Origin of the sequence: Nocardia violaceofusca NBRC 14427, assembly GCF_963869435.1 — a bacterium.
Classification (GTDB): Bacteria; Actinomycetota; Actinomycetes; order Mycobacteriales; family Mycobacteriaceae; genus Nocardia; species Nocardia aobensis.
The window spans coordinates 169,760-188,942 of sequence record NZ_CAWMPM010000023.1 but is presented as its reverse complement, the minus strand read 5'-3'; the positions used below and the strand labels follow the sequence as shown (position 1 = coordinate 188,942).

The window sequence follows — 19,183 nt, the reverse complement described above, 5'->3', positions numbered from 1 at the left end:
CGAGCTCCTTCATGTCATGGGGGACCGCTGTCGGTGAGACAGCCTGTCCGGAAACTTTATCCTCAATGCCTACCAGCGCTACCGCCGGTGAACGCGACCGGCAGGGGCCGCGTGAGGCAACCCTGCAAGAGTAGCGGTCGGCCGTCTTCGATGTCCAATCGCCCCGGGGCTCGCCGCAGGCACCCGGTCGCGGCTGCCTCGTCTCCGCCGCCGGATCCGCCTCCCTACCCGGCTTCGTGTGTCGAGGGTGTCGGTGCGGACGACTACCCTGGCTGGCGGGTTCGACGGTGTGATCGCGGTGGCGGGAAGGACGGTGACGTGCGCGGGGTCCGGGAGAGGCTCGATGCGGCCGCACTGCGGCAGTGGGGTGCGCTGTGTGTGGAACGCCTGCTCGCGCACCGCGAGGAGATCAACGCGCTGAACGTCTTCCCGGTGGCCGATTCCGACACCGGAACCAATCTGCTCATCACCATGCGCGCCGCACTCGCCGCGACGCAAGCGCACGTCGACGCGGACCCGTCGGGTGACGCCGCCGGTCCGCTCGGCGCCATGGCCCGGGCCGCGACCGCCGCGGCGTGCGGGAATTCGGGGATCATCCTGTCGCAGGTGCTGCGGGGGCTGGCCGAGTCGGCCGATCGCGACGCCCTCACCGCGGCCACGCTGCGCGCCGCGTTGCGCCGGGCGGCGGTCCTGGTCCGGGAATCGCTGAGCGAACCGGTCGAGGGCACCATGCTCACCGTGCTGGAAGCGGCCGCGGACCGCGCGGAGGACTGTGCGGAACAGACGGTCGCCGCGGTGGCCGTCGCCGCCGCCGACGGCGCGGTGAAGGCGCTGGGGGAGACACCGTCACAACTGGTCGTGCTGCGCGCGGCCGGTGTGGTCGATGCCGGGGCGCGCGGGCTGCTGGTCCTGCTGGACGCCCTGGTGGAGGTGTGTACCGGGAGCGCACCCGCGCGTCCGGTCTACCGGGTGACGGCTTCGGATGCCGCGCGGTCGGCCGCTGGACCCCTACGTCGCGGTGCTCTGGTGGCGGATTCGCCGGACGTGCACGTGAACGACACTGCGGTGCATGCGGATTCGTCGTCCGAGCGACCGAGGGCTGCCCCGTCGGAAGTGATCGCGGGCGACGGCCCCGGTACGAGTCGCGCTGTACCGCCCGGGAACTCCGATTACGCACACATCGTCAGTGCGCAGGCCGGTTCTGAAGACGCTGTGCTGCCGATGATTTCGCCGCAGCGCGTGTCCGGTACGGAGGCCGTGCGGCGCGCCGGAGAGGAATCCGGCCGGCGCGATCGGGCGAGCGTGCACCGGTACGAGGTCATGTACCGGATCGTCGAGTCCGATCCGGCGCGCATCGACCGGCTGCGTGATGCCCTTGCCGCGCTGGGGGATTCGGTGGTCGTGGTGGGCGACGGCGAGGGCAGCTGGTCGGCGCACGTGCATTGCGCCGATGCCGGCGCCGCGGTGGAGGCCGGGCTGGCCGCCGGCGTCCTGAGCAACATCCGGATCGAGGGTTTGTCCGGCACTTCGGTTGCCGCGCAAGGACAGCCCGATCGAGGCATTCTCGCGATCGCCACCGGCGCGGGGGCGGTGCGGTTGTTCGAGGACTCCGGTGCGGTCGTGCTCACCGGCGCGGTGACCGCCGATCGACTGCTCGCCGCCATTCGCGCGATGCCGCAGCGGGAAGTGCTGGTGCTGCCCAACGGGGCGTTGCCGGCGCCGGAGCTGGTGGCGATCGGTATGGCCGCCCGGGACGGGTGGCGCGAGGTGATGATGCTGCCCAGCGGCTCCATGGTGCAGGGGCTGGCGGCGCTCGCCCTGCACGACAGCGGCAGCCTGGCCGTCGACGACGCGCTGACGATGTCGCAGTCGGCCGCCAGTACCCGGTGGGGCGCGGTCCGCGTCGCCGCCGAACGCGCGCTGACCATCGTCGGCACGTGCGAGCAGGGCGATGGGCTCGGCCTGGTGGGCCACGACGTGGTCGTCATCGATGCGGACCTGCGCCGAGCCGCCCGGACCCTGCTCGATCGCATGCTCGGCCTGGGCGGGGAACTGGTGACGCTGCTGCTGGGCGCGCAGGCGCCCGCCGGGTTGGCCGACGAGCTCACCGCACACATCACCACGGAATTTCCCGGCGTGGAGGTCGTCACCTACGACGGCGGTCAGGCCGTGGACCTGGTCCAGATCGGGGTGGAGTAGATGGCGACACTGAGCGACCGGCTCGATCACGTGCTGGGGGTGAAGGCGGCCGAACCGCTGGCCGACGCCTTCGATATGCATATCGTCGAGGATCTGCTGCGGCACTATCCGCTGCGTTACGCCACCCAGGGCCAGCCGCTCACCGAGGAGGCCCCCGAGGAGGGCGCCCACATCACGGTGGTGGGCCGGGTGAGCAAGACCGAACTGCGGCCGATGCGCCAGCGTCGCGGCAAACTGCTCAAGGTGGAACTCGACACCGGCTCCGCGAAGCCGGTGGAGATCACCTTCTTCAACGGCGACAAGGTGAATTACCTTGTCAAACAGGGTGTTCGGGCCATGATGTCGGGCACCGTGCACTGGTGGCGGCCGGACCGCTGGAATCTGTCGCATCCGTCGTATCTGATCCTGCCCGAAACCGCCGAATCGGTGGACAGTCTCACCTCCGTGCGCGGCGGCGGCGCCCTCCGCGGTCTGGCGGAGAGTGCGAAAGGCGCTGGGGGAGTGGATATCTCGTTCTTCGAGCGGGAATACATCCCGGTGTATCCGGCGACCGCGAAGGTGCAGAGCTGGGACATTCTGGCATGTGTGCGGCAGGTGCTCGACCAGCTCGACCCGATCGACGATCCGCTGCCGCAGGACCTTCGCGAAGACCACGAACTGCTTCCCGTGTCGGATGCGCTGCGGCTGATCCACCTGCCCGAACGAAAATCCGATATCGACCAGGCCCGGCAGCGGCTGCGCTTCGACGAGGCCCTGGCGTTGCAGCTGGTTCTGGCTCAGCGCCGCCACGACGCCGCCGGGCGCACCGCGCGGCCGTGCCCGCCCCGCTCCGACGGTATCGCCGCCGAATTCGAACAGCGCCTGCCGTTCGAGCTGACCGCCGGCCAGAACAAGGTGATCGCCGAGATCTCCGGCGACCTGTCGCGCCCGCATCCGATGCACCGGTTGCTGCAGGGTGAGGTCGGTTCCGGTAAGACCATCGTCGCCCTGCACGCGATGTTGCAGGTGGTCGATGCCGGACTGCAGTGTGCGCTGCTGGCACCGACGGAAGTCCTTGCCGCCCAGCATTATCGGTCGCTGCGGTCGATGCTCGGCGATCTCGGTGACGCGGGTGAACTGGGCGCCGCCGACCATGCCACCAAGGTGGTGCTGCTGACCGGTTCGATGTCGGCGAGTGCGAAGAAGGCGGCACTGCTGGACGTGGTGACCGGGACGGCCGGCATCGTGATCGGCACGCACGCGCTGATCCAGGACGCGGTCGAATTCTTCGATCTGGGCATGGTGATCGTCGACGAACAGCACCGCTTCGGCGTGGAGCAGCGAGACGCGTTGCGCGCCAAGGCGAAAGACGGCATCACCCCGCATCTGCTGGTGATGACCGCGACGCCGATTCCGCGCACCATCGCGATGACCACCCTCGGCGATCTGGAAACCTCCACCCTGACCGAACTGCCGCGCGGCCGCTCACCCATCACCACCCGGGTGGTGCCGGCCCGGATGAAACCGGCATGGGTCGAGCGCGCCTGGGAGCGGATCCGGGAAGAGGTGGCGGCGGGCCGGCAGGCCTACGTGGTGTGCTCGCGCATCGGCGACGAGGAGGACGACGGCGCACCGAAGAAGGGCGCCAAGTCGAAAGGCAAGAGCCGCAAACAAGCCGACGACGACACGGGCGAGGCGCCGACCACCCATGCCGCGATCGACGTCTTCGAAACGCTGCGCACCGGGCCGCTGGCCGATCTGCGTCTCGGACTGTTGCACGGCCGGCTGCCGACCGACGACAAGGATCGCGTCATGCGCTCGTTCAACGACGGCGATATCGACGTGCTGATCTGCACCACGGTCGTAGAGGTCGGGGTCGACGTGCCCAATGCGACCGTCATGGTCATCGTGGACGCCGACCGGTTCGGCGTCAGCCAGCTGCATCAGCTGCGCGGTCGCGTGGGTCGCGGCAAGCATCCCGGTCTGTGCCTGCTCATCACCGAAACCTCGCCGATGGGTACGGCCATGGCGCGGCTGGAGGCGGTGGCCGGCACGCTGGACGGTTTCGAACTGTCGGTGCTCGATCTGCGGCAGCGCCGGGAGGGCGATGTGCTGGGTTCGGCGCAGTCGGGTACCGCGCGCAGCCTGAAACTGCTCTCCTTGCTCGATGATCTCGACGTCATCACCACCGCCCAGGTGCTGGCGCGGGAGATCGTCGACGCCGATCCGGGGCTGGCCGCCCATCCGGGATTGGCGAATATGATGCATGCCGCCGTCGACTCCGAGCGGCTGGAATATCTGGCGAAGTCCTGATCAGCGGACCGCGGGCGGATACGGCAGATCGACGCTGGAATTCTCGGTGACCGCCAGCGGGCGGCCGATCTGCGGGAACGCGCGCTGCGGGCAGGCGGGCCGCTCGCACACCTTGCAGCCGGCGCCGATGGGCACCGCGGCGGCCGGCTCGTCGAGCTGCAGGCCTTGCGAATACACCAGCCGATCGGCGTATTCGATATCGCAGCCCAGCCCGACCGCGAACTCCTTGGTGGCGGTGCCGAATCCGTGCGGACTGGGATAGGTCGTGCGCGCGATCCACAGATAGCGGCGGCCGTCGGGCATGGCCGCGACCTGCGTGAGGATCCGCCCGGGATGGGAGAACGCCTCGTGCACCACCCACAGCGGGCAGCTCCCACCCACTCTGGAGAAGTGGAATGCGGTGGCGGACTGGCGTTTCGAGATATTTCCCGCACGGTCGGTGCGGACGAAGAAGAACGGCACCCCGCGCTGTCCCTGCCGCTGCAGCGTGCTCAGCCGATGGCAGACCGTCTCGAAGCCGACCTCGAAACGCAGCGAGAGCAGGTCGATGTCGTAGGACAGTTCCTCGGCCGACCGCAGGAACTTCCCGTACGGCAGCACCACCGCGCCCGCGAAATAGTTGGCCAGGCCGACCCGGGCCAGCGCCCGCGATTCACCGACCAGCGACGGGGTGGCGTCGAGGACCTCGTCGAGCAGATCGCCGTGCAGCAGGAAGGCGAGCGTGGTGGCGATCTGGAATGCCCGCTGACCGGGGCGCAGTCGGCGCGCGAGGATGAGGGTGCGGGTCTCGGGGTCGTAGCGCCGTTTCGGAACGGCGGGATCGGCGCCGTCGCCGCGGACCAGAACGGTGACCCCGGCCCGCTCCTCGGCCACGCGGGCAAGTTGGCGATCGATCGATCCGATGGTCAGACCGCATTCGTCGAACAGCCGTTCGGCGGCCAGATCCAGCTGGGGGATGTGGTTGTGGTGGTCGTAGAAGAAGTCGCGCACATCCTCGTAGGGCATCGGGACGCCGGGCGCCCCGGCGGGGGCGGCGACCTTCGACGACAACAGATCGAGCTGATCGGTCGTGGCGCGCAGACGGCGATGCATGGCGACGATGGTCTTGGCGACCTCCGGCAGCCGGGTGGCGAGATCTTCGACCTCCGCGGCCGGCGGGGCGGTACCGCCGGCCGCCTCCACCAGCACCTCGTGCAGGTCCGACACCAGGCGTGCGTCGGAGTCGGCGGCGAAGAACTGCACATCCAGATCGAAGGTCGAATTGAGTTTCAGGAGAACGGGAATCGTCAGGGGTCGCTGGTCACGTTCGAGCTGATTGAGATAGCTGGGCGAAAGCTCCAACGACTTGGCCAGGGCGGCCTGGGTCATCCGTCGTTCTTCGCGCAACCGCCGTAACCGGGCACCCGCATACATCTTGCGCACGCCGCAGATGCTACCTTCACATCTTCGCAATCATTGCAATTTCGCTACTCGGCGCGTACAAAAATCTGCTGTTGCAAGGAGTTTTGATCAACTTCGGTCATGCGTAGCGTGCGAAGTATACGGCCGGATCCGGTGGGTGCCCGGTAGCGGAAGTGCTGCTCGGAGGTGGTGAACTACCGGGTGGAAAAGGTTGCCGGAGAGGCTGCTGGGGCCCGCCGGAGCCACATTTCCGAGAGCCTGTCCGGCCGGCGACCCGCGTCCGGGCGAGTCGCCGACCGTGCGGTATCAGCGCACCAGCGCGGCCGCCTCGACCATATTGCGCAGCGACGCCTCCACCTCGGCGCGGCCGCGGGTCTTGAGTCCGCAGTCCGGATTCACCCACAACCGCTCCGCCGGAACGGCTTTCATCGCTTCGCGCAGCGAGTTCTCGATCTCGCTCACACTCGGCACCCGCGGTGAGTGGATGTCGTAGACGCCGGGCCCGATGCCGAGCGCGTATCCGGCGGTGGTGAGATCGTCGAGGATCTCCATATGCGAGCGCGCCGCCTCCACCGACGTGACATCGGCATCCAAGGCCGCGATGGCGCCGATGATCTCGCCGAATTCGGAGTAGCACAGATGGGTGTGGATCTGAGTGTCGTCGCGAACCCCGGCGGTGGCCAGGCGGAACGCGCCCACGGCCCAGTCCAGGTACTGCTCCTGATCAGCACGGCGCAGCGGCAGCAGCTCCCGCAGCGCGGGTTCGTCGACCTGGACGATCCGGATGCCGGCGGCCTCCAGATCCACCGTCTCGTCGCGAATGGCCAGCGCCACCTGCCGCGCGGTGTCGGCGAGCGGCTGATCGTCGCGCACGAACGACCAGGCCAGAATCGTGACCGGGCCGGTCAGCATGCCCTTGACCGGCCTGGCGGTCAGCGATTGGGCGTAGGTGATCCACTCGACGGTCATCGGCGCGGTGCGCACGACGTCGCCGTAGAGGATCGGTGGGCGCACGCAACGGGTGCCGTAGGACTGCACCCAGCCGTTGTCGGTGGCGGCGAAGCCGTCGAGCTGTTCGGCGAAGTACTGAACCATGTCGTTGCGCTCGGGTTCGCCGTGCACGAGCACGTCGAGCCCCAGATCCTCCTGTAGCGCAATCACATCCGCGATCTCGGCGCGCATCCGCTCGCGATACTGCGCGTCGTCGATCGTGCCGGCGCGCAGGTCCGCGCGAGCGGTGCGGATCGCGGTGGTCTGCGGATAGGAGCCGATCGTGGTCGTGGGCAGCAGCGGCAGGCGCAGCTGTGCGCGCTGCAGGTCACGGCGGCGCTGCGCCGGCGCCCGCCGCGCCTGATCCTCACCGAGACCGGCGAGCCGGGCCCGCACCGCCTCGTTGTGCAGACGCGGATCGGAGCGGCGGCTCGCGATCGCGGCACGGGATGCGGCGAGCTCCACGGCGACCGCGTCGGTGCCCGCACCGACCGCATGCGCCAGGACCCGCACCTCGTCGATCTTCTCGGCGCCGAAAGCCAGCCACGACCGCAGCACCGGATCCAGGCCGGGCTCCGCGTCCAGCGAATACGGCACATGCAGCAGTGAACTCGAGGTCGACACCGCCAGCGCGCCGACCGAACCCAGCAGGGTGGCCAGCTCACTCAGCGCCGCTTCCAGATCCGTGCGCCAGATGTTACGGCCGTCCACCACACCGGCCACCACCAGTTTGTCCGCCAGGGCGGGCACTGCGGCGACCTCGGAAACGGTTGTGCCGGAACGGAAGTCGAGTGCCACCCCCTCGACCGGCGTGGCGGCCAGGGCGCCCAGCGCCGGACCCGGGGAGCCGAAGTAGGTGGCCACCAGGATGTTCGGCCGCCGGTCCCCGTCGCTCAATTCGGCGTAGGTGGTGCGGACGGCGCCGAGTTCGGCCTCGGAGAGGTCGCGCACCAGCACGGGTTCGTCGATCTGGACCCACGCGGCGCCCGCGTCGGCCAGGCGGGCCAGCAGGTCCCGGTACAGCGGGATCAGCTCGGCCAGCCGGTCCCTCGGCGCGACGCCGCCGACACCTTTGGACAGCGCCAGGAAGGTCAGCGGGCCGATCACCACCGGCCGGGCGGCGATGCCCAGCTCACGCGCCTCGCGCAGCTCGCCGAGCAGTGCCGACGGATCGAGGGCGAACCGGGTGTCCGGGCCGATTTCGGGCACCAGATAGTGGTAGTTGGTGTCGAACCATTTGGTCATCTCCAGCGGTTCGACGCCCTCGGCGCCGCGCGCGGCGGCGAAATAGCGGTCCAGCGGATCGCCGATGCCGGCGACTCGCGGCGGCAGCGCGCCCAGCATGACCGCGGTATCGAGCATCTGGTCGTAGAACGAGAAGGTGCCCACCGGTATCGCGTCGAGGCCGGCGTCACGCGCCGCGGTCCAGCCCTGCGCGCGCAGCTGCCGGGCGACGGCCTGCAGTTCGGCGGCGTCGATCCGTCCGGCCCAATAACCTTCGACGGCGCGTTTGAGTTCGCGCCGCGGCCCGATGCGGGGCAGGCCCAGTACCGTTGCGGTGAAACGAGTATGCGTTGTGACAGTCACGGTGTTCTCCAGAAGTGGAAGCCACAGGTCACCGCCGCACGGCGGACGAAGCCCCGAAAAACACTGCCGCACCGGGGGTTCCGGTGTGCCGCGGGTCCGCCCGCCCGATCCACGAGGCGGTGGCCGCCGGATACGGCGTATCCGGCACAACCGGCAGGTCTTCGGACTCACAGGCATCGGTCGTGCGGACCGGTCCGGAGATGGGCCCCGGATGTCGCCTACTGGCCGTCGCTTCCCGGAAATGATCCAGTGCTCATGACGGCGGTCGTTCCTGTTCACCGCTGCGGGACAGTCCCGGATTCCCACCGGGTTCCCTCTCGCCGGTCCGCGAGGACCGGTTTCGACGCTGCGCGCGACGCTCGGGGCTCCAACTCGTCGACGGCAGCGAACCAGCTGCGTTCCCGAGCGTAATCCACCGCGAGCGGCAGGGGAAACACCGCCCGCCCGGCCGCCTATGTTTCCGCTGGAAGAACACAACTTCGCAGACTCGCCGATCCGGTTTGTGAGGATGGCTGCGAAGCCGTATTCACTGTCCGGCCCCGCTCACCGGGCAGGTACCTTTATCGAATGTTCTCCAAAGTGCTGGTCGCCAACCGCGGGGAAATCGCCATCCGTGCCTTCCGTGCCGCCTACGAACTCGGCATCGGCACCGTGGCGGTTTTCCCCTACGAAGATCGCAACTCGGTGCATCGCCTCAAGGCCGACGAGTCGTATCAAATCGGTGTCCCCGGACATCCCGTGCGGGCCTACCTCTCGATTCCCGAGATCATCAGCGCCGCCAAGTCCGCCGGCGCCGATGCGGTCTACCCCGGCTACGGCTTCCTGTCGGAGAATCCGGACCTCGCGGCGGCGTGCGCGGCGGAGGGCATCACCTTCATCGGTCCCTCGGCCGAGGTGCTCGAACTGACCGGTAACAAGGCACGGGCCATCGCGGCGGCGAAGGCCGCCGGGCTTCCGGTGCTGAACTCCAGCGCGCCCTCGGCCGATGTCGAGGAGCTGCTGCGCGCCGCGGAGCAGATGGAGTTCCCGGTGTTCGTGAAGGCGGTCGCCGGTGGTGGTGGCCGGGGTATGCGCCGGGTCGCGGACCGGGTGCAGCTGCGCGAGGCGATCGAGGCGGCCATGCGCGAGGCGGAGTCGGCGTTCGGGGACGCGACGGTCTTCCTCGAGCAGGCGGTGATCAACCCCCGTCATATCGAGGTGCAGATCCTGGCCGATCAGCACGGCAACGTCATGCATCTGTTCGAGCGCGACTGTTCGCTGCAGCGGCGGCACCAGAAGGTGATCGAGCTGGCGCCCGCGCCGAATCTGGATCCCGCACTGCGGATGCGCATTTGCGCGGACGCGGTGGCCTTCGCGCGGCAGATCGGGTACTCGTGTGCGGGCACCGTGGAGTTCCTGCTCGACGAGCGCGGCCGGCACGTGTTCATCGAGATGAACCCGCGCATCCAGGTCGAGCACACGGTGACCGAGGAGATCACCGACGTCGACCTCGTGCAGTCGCAGCTGCGCATAGCGGCCGGCGAGTCGCTGGCGGATCTGGGACTGAGCCAGGACAGCGTGTCGATTCACGGTGCCGCGCTGCAGTGCCGGATCACGACCGAGGATCCGGCCAACGGCTTCCGACCCGACACCGGACGCATCACCGCCTACCGCTCGCCCGGCGGCGGTGGTATCCGCCTCGACGGCGGTGCGAACCTCGGCGCCGAGGTCGGCGCGCACTTCGACTCCATGCTGGTGAAGCTGACCTGCCGCGGCCGCGACTTCCCGCAGGCCGTGGCGCGGGCCCGGCGCGCGGTGGCGGAGTTCCGCATCCGTGGCGTGGCCACGAACATCCCGTTCCTGCAGGCGGTGCTCGACGATCCGGACTTCCGGGCCGGGCGGATCACCACCTCGTTCATCGACGAGCGCCCGGAGCTGCTGACCCAGCGCGGTTCGGCCGACCGAGGCACCCGCATCCTGCGCTATCTGGCCGACGTGACGGTGAACAAGCCGCACGGTGAGCGGCCGACGGCGGTATATCCGCACGACAAGCTGCCGGCGATCGATCTGAGTGCGCCGCCGCCGGACGGCACCCGCCAGCGCCTGCTCGAGCTGGGGCCCGAGGGGTTCGCGCGCTGGTTACGCGACCGCGACGCCGTCGGCGTCACCGACACCACGTTCCGCGACGCCCATCAGTCGCTGCTCGCCACCCGGGTGCGGACGCGTGGACTGCTGACGGTGGCCGGACACGTGGCCCGGATGACGCCCGAACTGCTGTCGGTCGAGTGCTGGGGTGGCGCGACCTACGATGTGGCGCTGCGATTCCTGTACGAGGATCCGTGGGAGCGGCTGGCCGCACTGCGGGAGGCGATTCCGAACATCTGCCTGCAGATGCTGCTGCGCGGGCGCAACACCGTCGGCTACACGCCGTATCCGGAGCAGGTGACGCGGGCGTTCGTGCGGGAGGCCACCGATACCGGCATCGACATCTTCCGGATCTTCGACGCACTCAACAATGTGGATCAGATGCGGCCGGCGATCGACGCGGTGCGTGAGACCGGGACCGCGCTGGCCGAGGTCGCGATGTCCTACACCGGCGATCTGTCGAATCCGAACGAGAACCTCTACACCCTCGACTACTACCTGAAGCTCGCCGAGCAGATCGTCGAGGCAGGCGCACACGTGCTGGCGATCAAGGACATGGCCGGACTGCTGCGGGCGCCGGCCGCGCACACGCTGGTGACGGCGCTGCGCAGCAACTTCGATCTGCCGGTGCACGTGCACACCCACGACACCCCGGGCGGTCAGCTCGCCACCTATCTGGCGGCCTGGCAGGCCGGCGCGGACGCCGTGGACGGGGCGAGCGCCCCGATGGCCGGCACCACGAGCCAGCCCGCACTGTCGGCGATCGTCGCCGCGGCGGCGCATTCGCCCTACGACACCGGGCTGAACCTCGACGCCGTCTGTGATCTCGAGCCGTACTGGGAGGCGTTGCGCAAGGTGTACGCGCCCTTCGAATCCGGATTGCCGGGGCCGACGGGCCGGGTGTACCACCACGAGATTCCGGGTGGGCAGCTGTCGAATCTGCGGCAGCAGGCCATCGCGCTCGGGCTGGGCGACCGGTTCGAGGAGGTCGAGGCGAAATACGCGGCCGCCGACCGGCTGCTGGGCCGCCTGGTCAAGGTCACCCCGTCCTCGAAGGTCGTCGGTGATCTCGCCCTGTCTTTGGTCGGATCCGGTGTGGACGTGGAGGATTTCGCCACGGACCCGGCGCGCTACGACATCCCGGATTCGGTCATCGGGTTCCTGCGCGGCGAACTCGGCACCCCGGCCGGTGGCTGGCCCGAACCCTTCCGCAGCCGCGCTCTCGAGGGCCGCGGCCCGGCGAAGCCGGAAGTGCCGTTGACCGCGGAAGACGCCGCGGCGCTGGACGGTTCGTCGCAGCAGCGCCGAGAGACGTTGAACCGGTTGCTGTTTCCCGCACCCACCGCGGAATTCCTGACGCATCGGGAGAAATACGGCGACACCACCGGCTTGTCGGCGAATCAGTTCTTCTACGGACTGCGCCACGGCGAGGAACACCGCGTCGAACTGGAGAAGGGCGTCACCCTGCTGATCGGTCTGGAGGCGATCTCCGAGCCGGACGAGCGGGGTATGCGCACGGTCATGTGCATCCTCAACGGGCAGCTGCGTCCGGTACAAGTGCGCGACCGCTCGATCGCCAGCGAGGTCCCGGTCGCGGAGAAGGCCGACAAGAACAACGCCGGCCACATCGCCGCCCCCTTCGCCGGTGTCGTCACGCTGACCGTCGGCGAAGGTGACACGGTCGCCGCCGGTGACACGGTCGGCACGATCGAGGCCATGAAGATGGAGGCCGCCATCACCGCACCCCGCGCCGGTGTCGTCGCCCGCGTTGCCATCGGCACGGTGCAGCAGGTGGAAGGTGGCGATCTGCTGGTGGAACTGCGCATGAACGAGACCGCTGCCGAATGACGGTGCCGGTCAGCCACATTCGGGCGCGTAGCGGGGGCCGGCCGTGATCGGTCGTACACGCCGTATGTCGGTGCAGGTGCCGATGCCGTCGCGCGGGCGGGGCCGACCCGCTCGCGCGACCTCGCGCCCTCGGCGGGCCACGGAGGGATCGCGGTGACCCGGATCGTCGCGGGCACGGCCGGTGGCCGGCGGCTGCGGGTTCCGCCCGCTGGAACCAGGCCCACCTCGGATCGGGTGCGGGAAGCACTGTTCAACGCGCTCTCCGCGCGCCTGGATTTCGACGGCATCCGGGTGCTCGACCTCTATGCCGGTTCCGGGGCCCTCGGTCTGGAGGCGCTGTCGCGCGGGGCGACTCATGCTCTGCTGGTCGAATCGGATCGCAAGGCGGCCGCGGTGATTCGCGGAAACATCGCGGATCTGGATGTGCCCGGCGCCGAATTGCGCACGGGCACAGTCGCTTCCGTCGTGGCGACGGCACCCGCCGAACCGTACGACCTGGTGCTGTCCGACCCGCCCTACGCCGTGGACGAGGCCGCTGTCGAGGCCGACCTGCGGGCGCTGGCGGCCAACGGGTGGCTGTACGAGGACGCGCTGATCGTCGTCGAGCGGTCGGCGCGATCACCCGAAACGGCATGGCCCGCAGGTTATTCGGCGTTGAAGTCGCGCCGATACGGCGAAACCCGCGTCGACCTGGCGGAATACCGCGGGTAATCCTCGGCCCGGGCCTCGGTCAGCGGTCGTTCCCGTCGGCGAAGTCTGCCGCGGCGGTGGCTCCGGCCGCCGCGGCGACCGGCTCAGCCGCGACGTTCGGCGATGCGCGCGAGCAGGCGTTTGTGAACCTCCGGCGGCAACATGCCGGTGACGTCGCCGCCGAAGGTCGCGACCTCCTTGACCAGGGAACTGGACAGGAAGCTCAGCGCCGGGTTGGTGGCCAGGAAGTAGGTGTCGACGCCCGAGAGGTGCTTGTTCATCTGGGCCATCTGCATCTCGTATCCGAGATCGGTGGCATCGCGCAGGCCCTTGACCATGGCGGTGATGCCCTGTTCGCGAGCGAAATCGACCAGCAGCCCGTACCAGGATTCGATCCGCACGTTCGGCAGATCGGCGGTCGCCTCGCGCAACATCTCGATCCGCTCGTCGACGCTGAACATGCCCTGCTTGCTCTTGTTGATCATCACGGTCACGACCACCTCGTCGAACTGCGCGGCCGCGCGCGAGATGACGTCGATATGCCCGTTGGTCACCGGATCGAAGGACCCGGGGCACAGTGCTCCAGCCATGCAGCGACGCTAACAGGTCCGGGCAGGCCGAGCCGATCGTGGTCGTCACAGCGCACGCAGCCGCAGCGGCGTCGCGGGCGGAAGCGGAGCGGGGCGGATGTAGCCGCGAGGACGCTGCTCGCGCGCCCGGCTCAGCGCGGCGTGCACGCGCTGCGCGGCGACTCCGGTGCTCAACTCGCGCCAAGTGGTACGGATCGTCCGAAATCCGTAGCGCCGCAACAGCACATCCGGCGCTCGGTGCGACGGGTCCCCGTGTACGTGTGCCCTTTTCGTCCGGTGCCCGTCGACCTCGAGCACCACGCCGGTCCGGCCCAGATACAGATCCGCCGTCCCCAGCACCCGCCCGTCGTCGGCATGGATCACTCCGCCCGCGGCCGCGGGCGGGTATCCGAGCAGCCGCAGCAGCACCCGGACCCGGGAGTGGTCGACTCCGGCGCTGCGCGGATCGAGGAAACCGATCACGTGCCGGGCAGCGTCGACGCCGCGCCGGCCGCGGGCGCGGGCCAGTTCGCGCGCCAATGCCGCTGCGGTGATGCCGAACTCGCGAGCGAGGGCGTCGCCGACGACGACCGCGGATTCGAACGGAAGCGTGCGCGCCAGGTCGACGACGGTGCGGGCGGGACTGGTGACCAGCAGCCCATCCCGTTCGGCGACGACGGGGACCGGTGCGCAATGCACCGTCAGATTCGGCTTGATGCGCCCGCCGTGGCGTCGATTGCGCGTGACGTGCACCCGATCCAGCAGCGCCGGGGACATCGGCGCCCCCAGCAGCACCGCCGCCGATTGATGGCTCACCACGGCGTCGGCCGCCATCTCCGGTAGCAGCGCCGCCACCGCCAGCCGGTGCCGCGCCACGCCGTCCAGTTCGGCGAGTGCCGAGGCCTCCGCATACGCCCCGCGCCGCACCCGCCGCCAGCTTCCGATGGCGCACCGCCGCCGGATCTCGTCGTCGCTGACCCCGACCGACACCACGTCACGACGCCGATGCAGCCCACCCGTACGCGCCTGCCGCCCTGGGCCGCACAGTATTTCGGCACATCCGCTGTCGTGGGTCATTGCGGATCCTGGTACGGGCGGGTGTGGCGCGGGCGGGGCAGGAGCGGACAGGGGATCGGTACCCGAGGGCGCGGGGACGCGGCCGCGCGCAGACCCGCGCGCCAGAGGGTGGGTCTTCCCGGGCAGTGATTCCCCGAACGGTGATGCATTGCCGAACCTCCCACGATGAGAACTCGCAACGACGTTTGCTGAGTTAGGACGTGGGGTACAGAGGCTCGGTTCCTTGCTCAAATGACCAGGTTGCAGCCGCACCCCGTGCAGGAGCACGACGGGCGATCAGAACACCCAGAGCCGCAGGGTGAGGAAGCGCAGCGCGCCGACTCCGGCGGTGATGCCGATGACGGCGATCGCCTCGGTGACGTCGGCGAGTCCGGGCGCCGCGATATCGAGGACCGCCAGCGCCCCCGAGGTGATGGCGAGTCCGGCCAGCGCCAGTCCACCGCCCTCGAGTTGGGCGGCGAGCCAGCCGACCCGGTCGGCGGCGTGGAAGGTCAGGCGGCGGTGCAGTTCGTTGGCAAGTGCCGTGCTGACGATGGATCCGGTCAGGTTGGCGAGCTGCGGCCCGCCGCTGTAGCAGGCCAGGAACAGCAGGAAGTACCCGATATTGCTGAAACCGCCGACCAGCGCGAAGCGGACGAGTTGCGGCAGCCAGTGGTCGCCGCGCAGATAGCTGGCGAAGCGCGAGGCGAGGCGGCGGATGCGAGGCGGGGACTGCTGCGGCTCCGGCGTCTCGGCCAGCAGTTCGCTGTGCACGATGGATACACCCGGATCGGGCTGTGGGTTCACCCACATACCCGGAGGTGCCGGATAAAGGACAACCATGGTCGTTCCGATCGCACAGTGCCGGACGCCGTTGGCGACGGGTTCCGGCTGGTCTACCGCTCGGTAGAAAAGATAGCACCAAGCGGAGAGATTTCCTCCACTTGATTTGTGTGGGATAGGAAACACCGCCCGACACACCGATGGTGATCTGGGCAGACACGCGGGATGCGGGCACACTGGGGCCGAGAGCAGTAGTTCGGCACGAGAGTGGGGTCAGCAGGATGTATCGCGTATTCGAGGCACTCGACGAACTGGTCGCGATCGTCGAAGAGGCGCGGGGTATCCCGCCGACCCGCAATTGCATCGTGCCCCGCGGTGAGGTGCTGGAACTGCTCGACGATGTGCGTGAGGCGCTGCCCGGCGAACTCGACGACGCCCAGGACGTGCTCGACCACCGCGACAAGATCGTCTCCGACGCCCGCAACTCCGCCGAGGCGACGGTGACCGGCGCCAACGACCAGGCCGAACAGACCGTCGCCGGCGCCCGCGAGGAGGCCGACCGGTTGCTGGCCGACGCCAAGGCGCACGCCGACCGGATGGTCGCCGAGGCCCGCGCGCACGCCGATCATCTGGTCGCGACCGCGCAGGCCGAGGCCGATCGCATCGTGACCGACGGCAAGGCCGAATACGAGGCGCTCACCGGCCGCGCCCGCACCGAATCGGAGCGGATGATCGCGGCGGGCCAGGCCTCCTACGACCGGTCGGTGGCCGAGGGACAGGCCGAACAGGAACGCCTGGTGTCGCAGACCGAGGTGGTGCGGGCCGCGCACGGCGAATCCGCGCGGTTGATCGACGCCGCGCAGACCGAGGCGGACCGGTTGCGCGAGGAATGCGACCAATACGTCGATTCCCAGCTCGCCGATTTCGAGGAGACTCTGCACTCGACGCTGCGGACGGTCGGCCGCGGTCGTCAGCAATTGCGTTCGGGGACCGGCATTCCGGACTACGCCGCCGACTTCCGCCGCTGATCCGCTCGCGCTCGTTCCGGGATTTGGGGGGATCGGCGCAGTTCGCGTACTGTGGAGTGGTTGCCCAAACCCCCTCGAAACGTGAGTGAGTGCCCGATGTCCGCCCAGTCCGGTCCCGGTTCGCGTCGTCGTCAGACCGACGCGGATTTCGTGCTGGACACCCGTAGTCTGGGGCGTGCCCCGGGCTCGATCCGGCAGGTGCATCGGGTCGTCACCGCCTCCGAGAAGATCGGCTTGGATCTGATCGCGATTCCGGCGGGCGCCGAGATCGATCTCGATCTGACCCTGCAGGCGGTCTCGGAGGGCGTGCTGGTCACCGGTTCGGTGTCGGCGCCGATCGAGGGGGAGTGCTCGCGCTGCCTGGAGTCGTTCACCGACGATCTGGAACTCGAGATCACCGAACTGTTCGCCTATCCGGACAGCGCGACCGAGCAGACCACCGAGGAAGACGAGATCTACCGGCTCGTCGACGACATGATCGACATCGAGCCGGTGGTCACCGACGCCGTCGGCCTGGAATTGCCACTGCAACCGCTGTGCGAACCCGATTGCGCCGGGCTGTGCCCGGAATGCGGTGTCCGGATGGCGATTGCGGGTCCGGATCACACGCATGAGATACTGGACCCTCGCTGGGCGGGGCTTGCGAAATTCGCGAGCGAAACCCCCGGCACCGGCGTCTCCGACGCCCCATCAGACGTAGACCGATCTCTTGCCGACCGCAATGGTTCGGCAAGTTCGACGACAGAGGAGAAGTAGTCGTGGCCGTTCCGAAGCGCCGGATGTCTCGTGCCAACACCCACTCGCGGCGCAGCCAGTGGAAGGCCACCGCGCCGACCCTGATCACCTGCCCGAACCGGGCGTGCGGTCAGAAGACCCTCCCGCACATCGCGTGCCCCAACTGCGGCACCTACAAGGGCCGCCAGGTCACCTCGGCCATCTGATCTGCCGATCGGGTAGCCGCGAAGTGACCGCCGGTAAGGACGAAGCGGCCGCACCCGCAGCGGGCGATGCCGCTGACCACGCCAGCCTTCTGGAAGCGCTCGGCGTGGAGCTGCGTCCGGATCTGCTCCGGCTGGCGCTCACCCACCGTTCGTACGCCTACGAGAACGGTGGTCTGCCGACCAACGAACGCCTGGAGTTCCTGGGCGATTCGGTCCTCGGTTTGAGCATCACCGAGCGCCTGTACCTCGAGCATCCGGAGAAATCCGAGGGTGAGCTCGCCAAACTGCGTGCCAGTGTGGTGAATATGCACGCCCTGGCCGAGGTCGCGCGCGGCCTGGGTGAGGGCGGCCTCGGCCGTCATCTGCTGCTCGGCAAGGGCGAGGAGCTCACCGGCGGTCGGGACAAGGCGAGCATCCTCGCCGACGGGATGGAATCGCTGCTGGGCGCGGTCCATCTGCAACACGGCATCGAGGTCGCGCGCGGAGTCGTGCTGCGGCTGTTCGCCGAACTGCTCGAACGCGGTCCCCGGATGGGCGCCGGCCTGGACTGGAAGACCAGCCTGCAGGAGCTCACCGCGGAACGCGGTATCGGCGTGCCCAGCTACGAGATCACCTCGACCGGTCCCGACCACGACAAGGAATTCACCGCTACCGCGGTGATCGGCGGCACGGCCTACGGGCAGGGCGTCGGCCGGTCGAAGAAGGAAGCCGAGCAGAAGGCCGCCGGCGCCGCCTGGCAGGCGCTCACCGCGGACGGTTCCACCGAAGCCGGGGACTGATGCCCGAGCTGCCCGAGGTCGAGGTGGTGCGGCGTGGACTCGAGGAACACGTCGTCGGCCACGTCGTGGAATCGGTCCTGGTCAAACATCCGCGGTCGGTACGCCGCCACGAACTCGGCGGCGACGATCTCGCCGCCCGGATGGCGGGCCTGCGGATCGAAGCGGCCCGCCGCCGCGGCAAATTCCTCTGGCTGACCTTCGACGATCCCGATGCCGCACTCGTCGTCCACCTCGGTATGAGCGGGCAGATGCTGGTGCAGTCCGCGCAGGCCCCGCTGGAGAAGCATGCGCATATCGTCGCCGGACTCGACAACGGCTCGCAGTTGCGCTTCATCGATCAGCGCACCTTCGGTGGCTGGGCGCTGAACCGGCTCGTCACGCTCGACGGTGAGGAGCTGCCGGAATCGGTCGCCCACATCGCGCGCGATCCGCTCGACCCCCGTTTCGACACCGAGGCCGTGGTCGCGCGCATGCGGACCAAATCCTCCGAGATCAAACGCGTGCTGCTGGATCAGACGGTGGTCTCGGGCATCGGCAACATCTACGCCGACGAGGCGTTGTGGCGAGCCCGCGTCCACGGCGAACGCCCCGCCGCGGCGCTCACCCGGCCCGCGCTGCGGCGACTGCTGAGCGAGGTGCAGGCGGTGATGGGCGCGGCCCTCGACGCGGGCGGCACCTCCTTCGACGCGCTGTATGTCAACGTCAACGGCAATTCCGGTTACTTCGAGCGGTCGCTGGCCGCCTACGGTCGTGAGGACGAGCCGTGCCGTCGCTGCGGCGCCCCGATCCGCCGCGAGAAGTTCATGAACCGCTCCTCCTACTCCTGTCCGCGATGCCAGCCGAAGCCCCGGCGATAGTGGCGAGCACGCGCTAAATTTGCGGTGTGTCCGATGACG

The 19,183-nt window shown here is 69.1% G+C and carries 14 protein-coding genes and 1 riboswitch; of the genes, 9 read left to right on the top strand and 5 right to left on the bottom strand.

The genetic code is table 11. From position 1 onward, the window contains the following. Nucleotides 1–318 precede the first annotated feature (318 nt). Nucleotides 319–2,199 (top strand): DAK2 domain-containing protein, encoded by a 1,881-nt coding sequence (locus tag AC5592_RS19415; RefSeq protein WP_036503764.1) that lies wholly within the window; start codon nucleotides 319–321, stop codon nucleotides 2,197–2,199. Further along, entirely contained in the window at nucleotides 2,200–4,491 is a 2,292-nt protein-coding gene (gene recG, locus AC5592_RS19410; RefSeq protein ID WP_036503763.1) for an ATP-dependent DNA helicase RecG, read from the top strand. Here the strand turns inward: recG and AC5592_RS19405 are convergent, their stop codons facing one another. Both AC5592_RS19405 and metE read right to left on the bottom strand, forming a co-directional pair. Then, the gene (locus AC5592_RS19405; RefSeq protein ID WP_051024804.1) at nucleotides 4,492–5,904 is read right to left on the bottom strand and encodes a short-chain fatty acyl-CoA regulator family protein; all 1,413 of its coding nucleotides are present in this window, start codon (nucleotides 5,902–5,904) and stop codon (nucleotides 4,492–4,494) included. A gap of 294 nt (nucleotides 5,905–6,198) precedes the next feature. Further along, nucleotides 6,199–8,469 carry a 5-methyltetrahydropteroyltriglutamate--homocysteine S-methyltransferase gene (metE, locus tag AC5592_RS19400; protein ID WP_232329439.1) on the bottom strand — a complete coding sequence of 757 codons (2,271 nt, stop codon included), beginning with the start codon at nucleotides 8,467–8,469 and terminating at the stop codon, nucleotides 6,199–6,201. A gap of 135 nt (nucleotides 8,470–8,604) precedes the next feature. After that, nucleotides 8,605–8,823: riboswitch (cobalamin riboswitch) on the bottom strand. Nucleotides 8,824–9,036: 213 nt separating this feature from the next. Here metE and AC5592_RS19395 point away from each other — a divergent pair. Continuing rightward, entirely contained in the window at nucleotides 9,037–12,441 is a 3,405-nt protein-coding gene (locus AC5592_RS19395; RefSeq protein WP_036503758.1) for a pyruvate carboxylase, read from the top strand. Between the two features lie 153 nt (nucleotides 12,442–12,594). Next, nucleotides 12,595–13,152, top strand: a complete 558-nt coding sequence (gene rsmD / locus AC5592_RS19390; protein ID WP_036503756.1) for a 16S rRNA (guanine(966)-N(2))-methyltransferase RsmD — start codon at nucleotides 12,595–12,597, stop codon at nucleotides 13,150–13,152. Nucleotides 13,153–13,235: 83 nt separating this feature from the next. On the opposite strand, the gene coaD is transcribed toward rsmD, so the two are convergent. The 3 genes from coaD to AC5592_RS19375 form a co-directional block, all read right to left on the bottom strand. Further along, nucleotides 13,236–13,721: a pantetheine-phosphate adenylyltransferase gene (gene coaD, locus AC5592_RS19385; protein WP_036503754.1), complete on the bottom strand. Its 486-nt coding sequence runs from the start codon at nucleotides 13,719–13,721 to the stop codon at nucleotides 13,236–13,238. 45 nt (nucleotides 13,722–13,766) lie between these two features. After that, nucleotides 13,767–14,777, bottom strand: coding sequence for a type IV toxin-antitoxin system AbiEi family antitoxin domain-containing protein (locus tag AC5592_RS19380; protein WP_232329438.1), 1,011 nt, complete (start codon nucleotides 14,775–14,777; stop codon nucleotides 13,767–13,769). Nucleotides 14,778–15,053: 276 nt separating this feature from the next. Continuing rightward, nucleotides 15,054–15,563, bottom strand: a complete 510-nt coding sequence (locus AC5592_RS19375; RefSeq protein WP_306304681.1) for a GtrA family protein — start codon at nucleotides 15,561–15,563, stop codon at nucleotides 15,054–15,056. Nucleotides 15,564–15,820: 257 nt separating this feature from the next. On the opposite strand from AC5592_RS19375, the gene AC5592_RS19370 reads away from it, so the two are divergent. From AC5592_RS19370 to mutM, 5 genes are all read left to right on the top strand, one after another. Next, nucleotides 15,821–16,567, top strand: a complete 747-nt coding sequence (locus AC5592_RS19370; RefSeq protein ID WP_036503753.1) for a DivIVA domain-containing protein — start codon at nucleotides 15,821–15,823, stop codon at nucleotides 16,565–16,567. A gap of 96 nt (nucleotides 16,568–16,663) precedes the next feature. Continuing rightward, on the top strand, nucleotides 16,664–17,323 hold the full coding sequence (locus tag AC5592_RS19365; protein ID WP_063065016.1) for a YceD family protein: 660 nt from the start codon (nucleotides 16,664–16,666) through the stop codon (nucleotides 17,321–17,323). A 2-nt stretch (nucleotides 17,324–17,325) separates the two neighbouring features. Further along, nucleotides 17,326–17,508 (top strand): 50S ribosomal protein L32, encoded by a 183-nt coding sequence (gene rpmF / locus AC5592_RS19360; RefSeq protein WP_030513024.1) that lies wholly within the window; start codon nucleotides 17,326–17,328, stop codon nucleotides 17,506–17,508. Between the two features lie 23 nt (nucleotides 17,509–17,531). Beyond that, nucleotides 17,532–18,287, top strand: a complete 756-nt coding sequence (rnc, locus tag AC5592_RS19355) for a ribonuclease III (RefSeq protein WP_036503747.1) — start codon at nucleotides 17,532–17,534, stop codon at nucleotides 18,285–18,287. After that, complete coding sequence (gene mutM, locus AC5592_RS19350; protein ID WP_063065015.1) at nucleotides 18,287–19,144, top strand: bifunctional DNA-formamidopyrimidine glycosylase/DNA-(apurinic or apyrimidinic site) lyase; 858 nt, start codon at nucleotides 18,287–18,289, stop codon at nucleotides 19,142–19,144. The genes rnc and mutM overlap by 1 nt, the downstream gene beginning before the upstream one ends. Nucleotides 19,145–19,183 lie beyond the last annotated feature (39 nt).

Bases quoted from the DNA above. Each gene is read 5' to 3' on its own strand.
- recG (WP_036503763.1), top strand. From the start codon at position 2,200: ATGGCGACACTGAGCGACCGGCTCGATCACGTGCTGGGGGTGAAGGCG.
- AC5592_RS19405 (WP_051024804.1), bottom strand. From the start codon at position 5,904: ATGTATGCGGGTGCCCGGTTACGGCGGTTGCGCGAAGAACGACGGATG.
- AC5592_RS19395 (WP_036503758.1), top strand. From the start codon at position 9,037: ATGTTCTCCAAAGTGCTGGTCGCCAACCGCGGGGAAATCGCCATCCGT.
- coaD (WP_036503754.1), bottom strand. From the start codon at position 13,721: ATGGCTGGAGCACTGTGCCCCGGGTCCTTCGATCCGGTGACCAACGGG.
- AC5592_RS19380 (WP_232329438.1), bottom strand. From the start codon at position 14,777: ATGACCCACGACAGCGGATGTGCCGAAATACTGTGCGGCCCAGGGCGG.
- AC5592_RS19370 (WP_036503753.1), top strand. From the start codon at position 15,821: ATGTATCGCGTATTCGAGGCACTCGACGAACTGGTCGCGATCGTCGAA.
- AC5592_RS19365 (WP_063065016.1), top strand. From the start codon at position 16,664: ATGTCCGCCCAGTCCGGTCCCGGTTCGCGTCGTCGTCAGACCGACGCG.
- mutM (WP_063065015.1), top strand. From the start codon at position 18,287: ATGCCCGAGCTGCCCGAGGTCGAGGTGGTGCGGCGTGGACTCGAGGAA.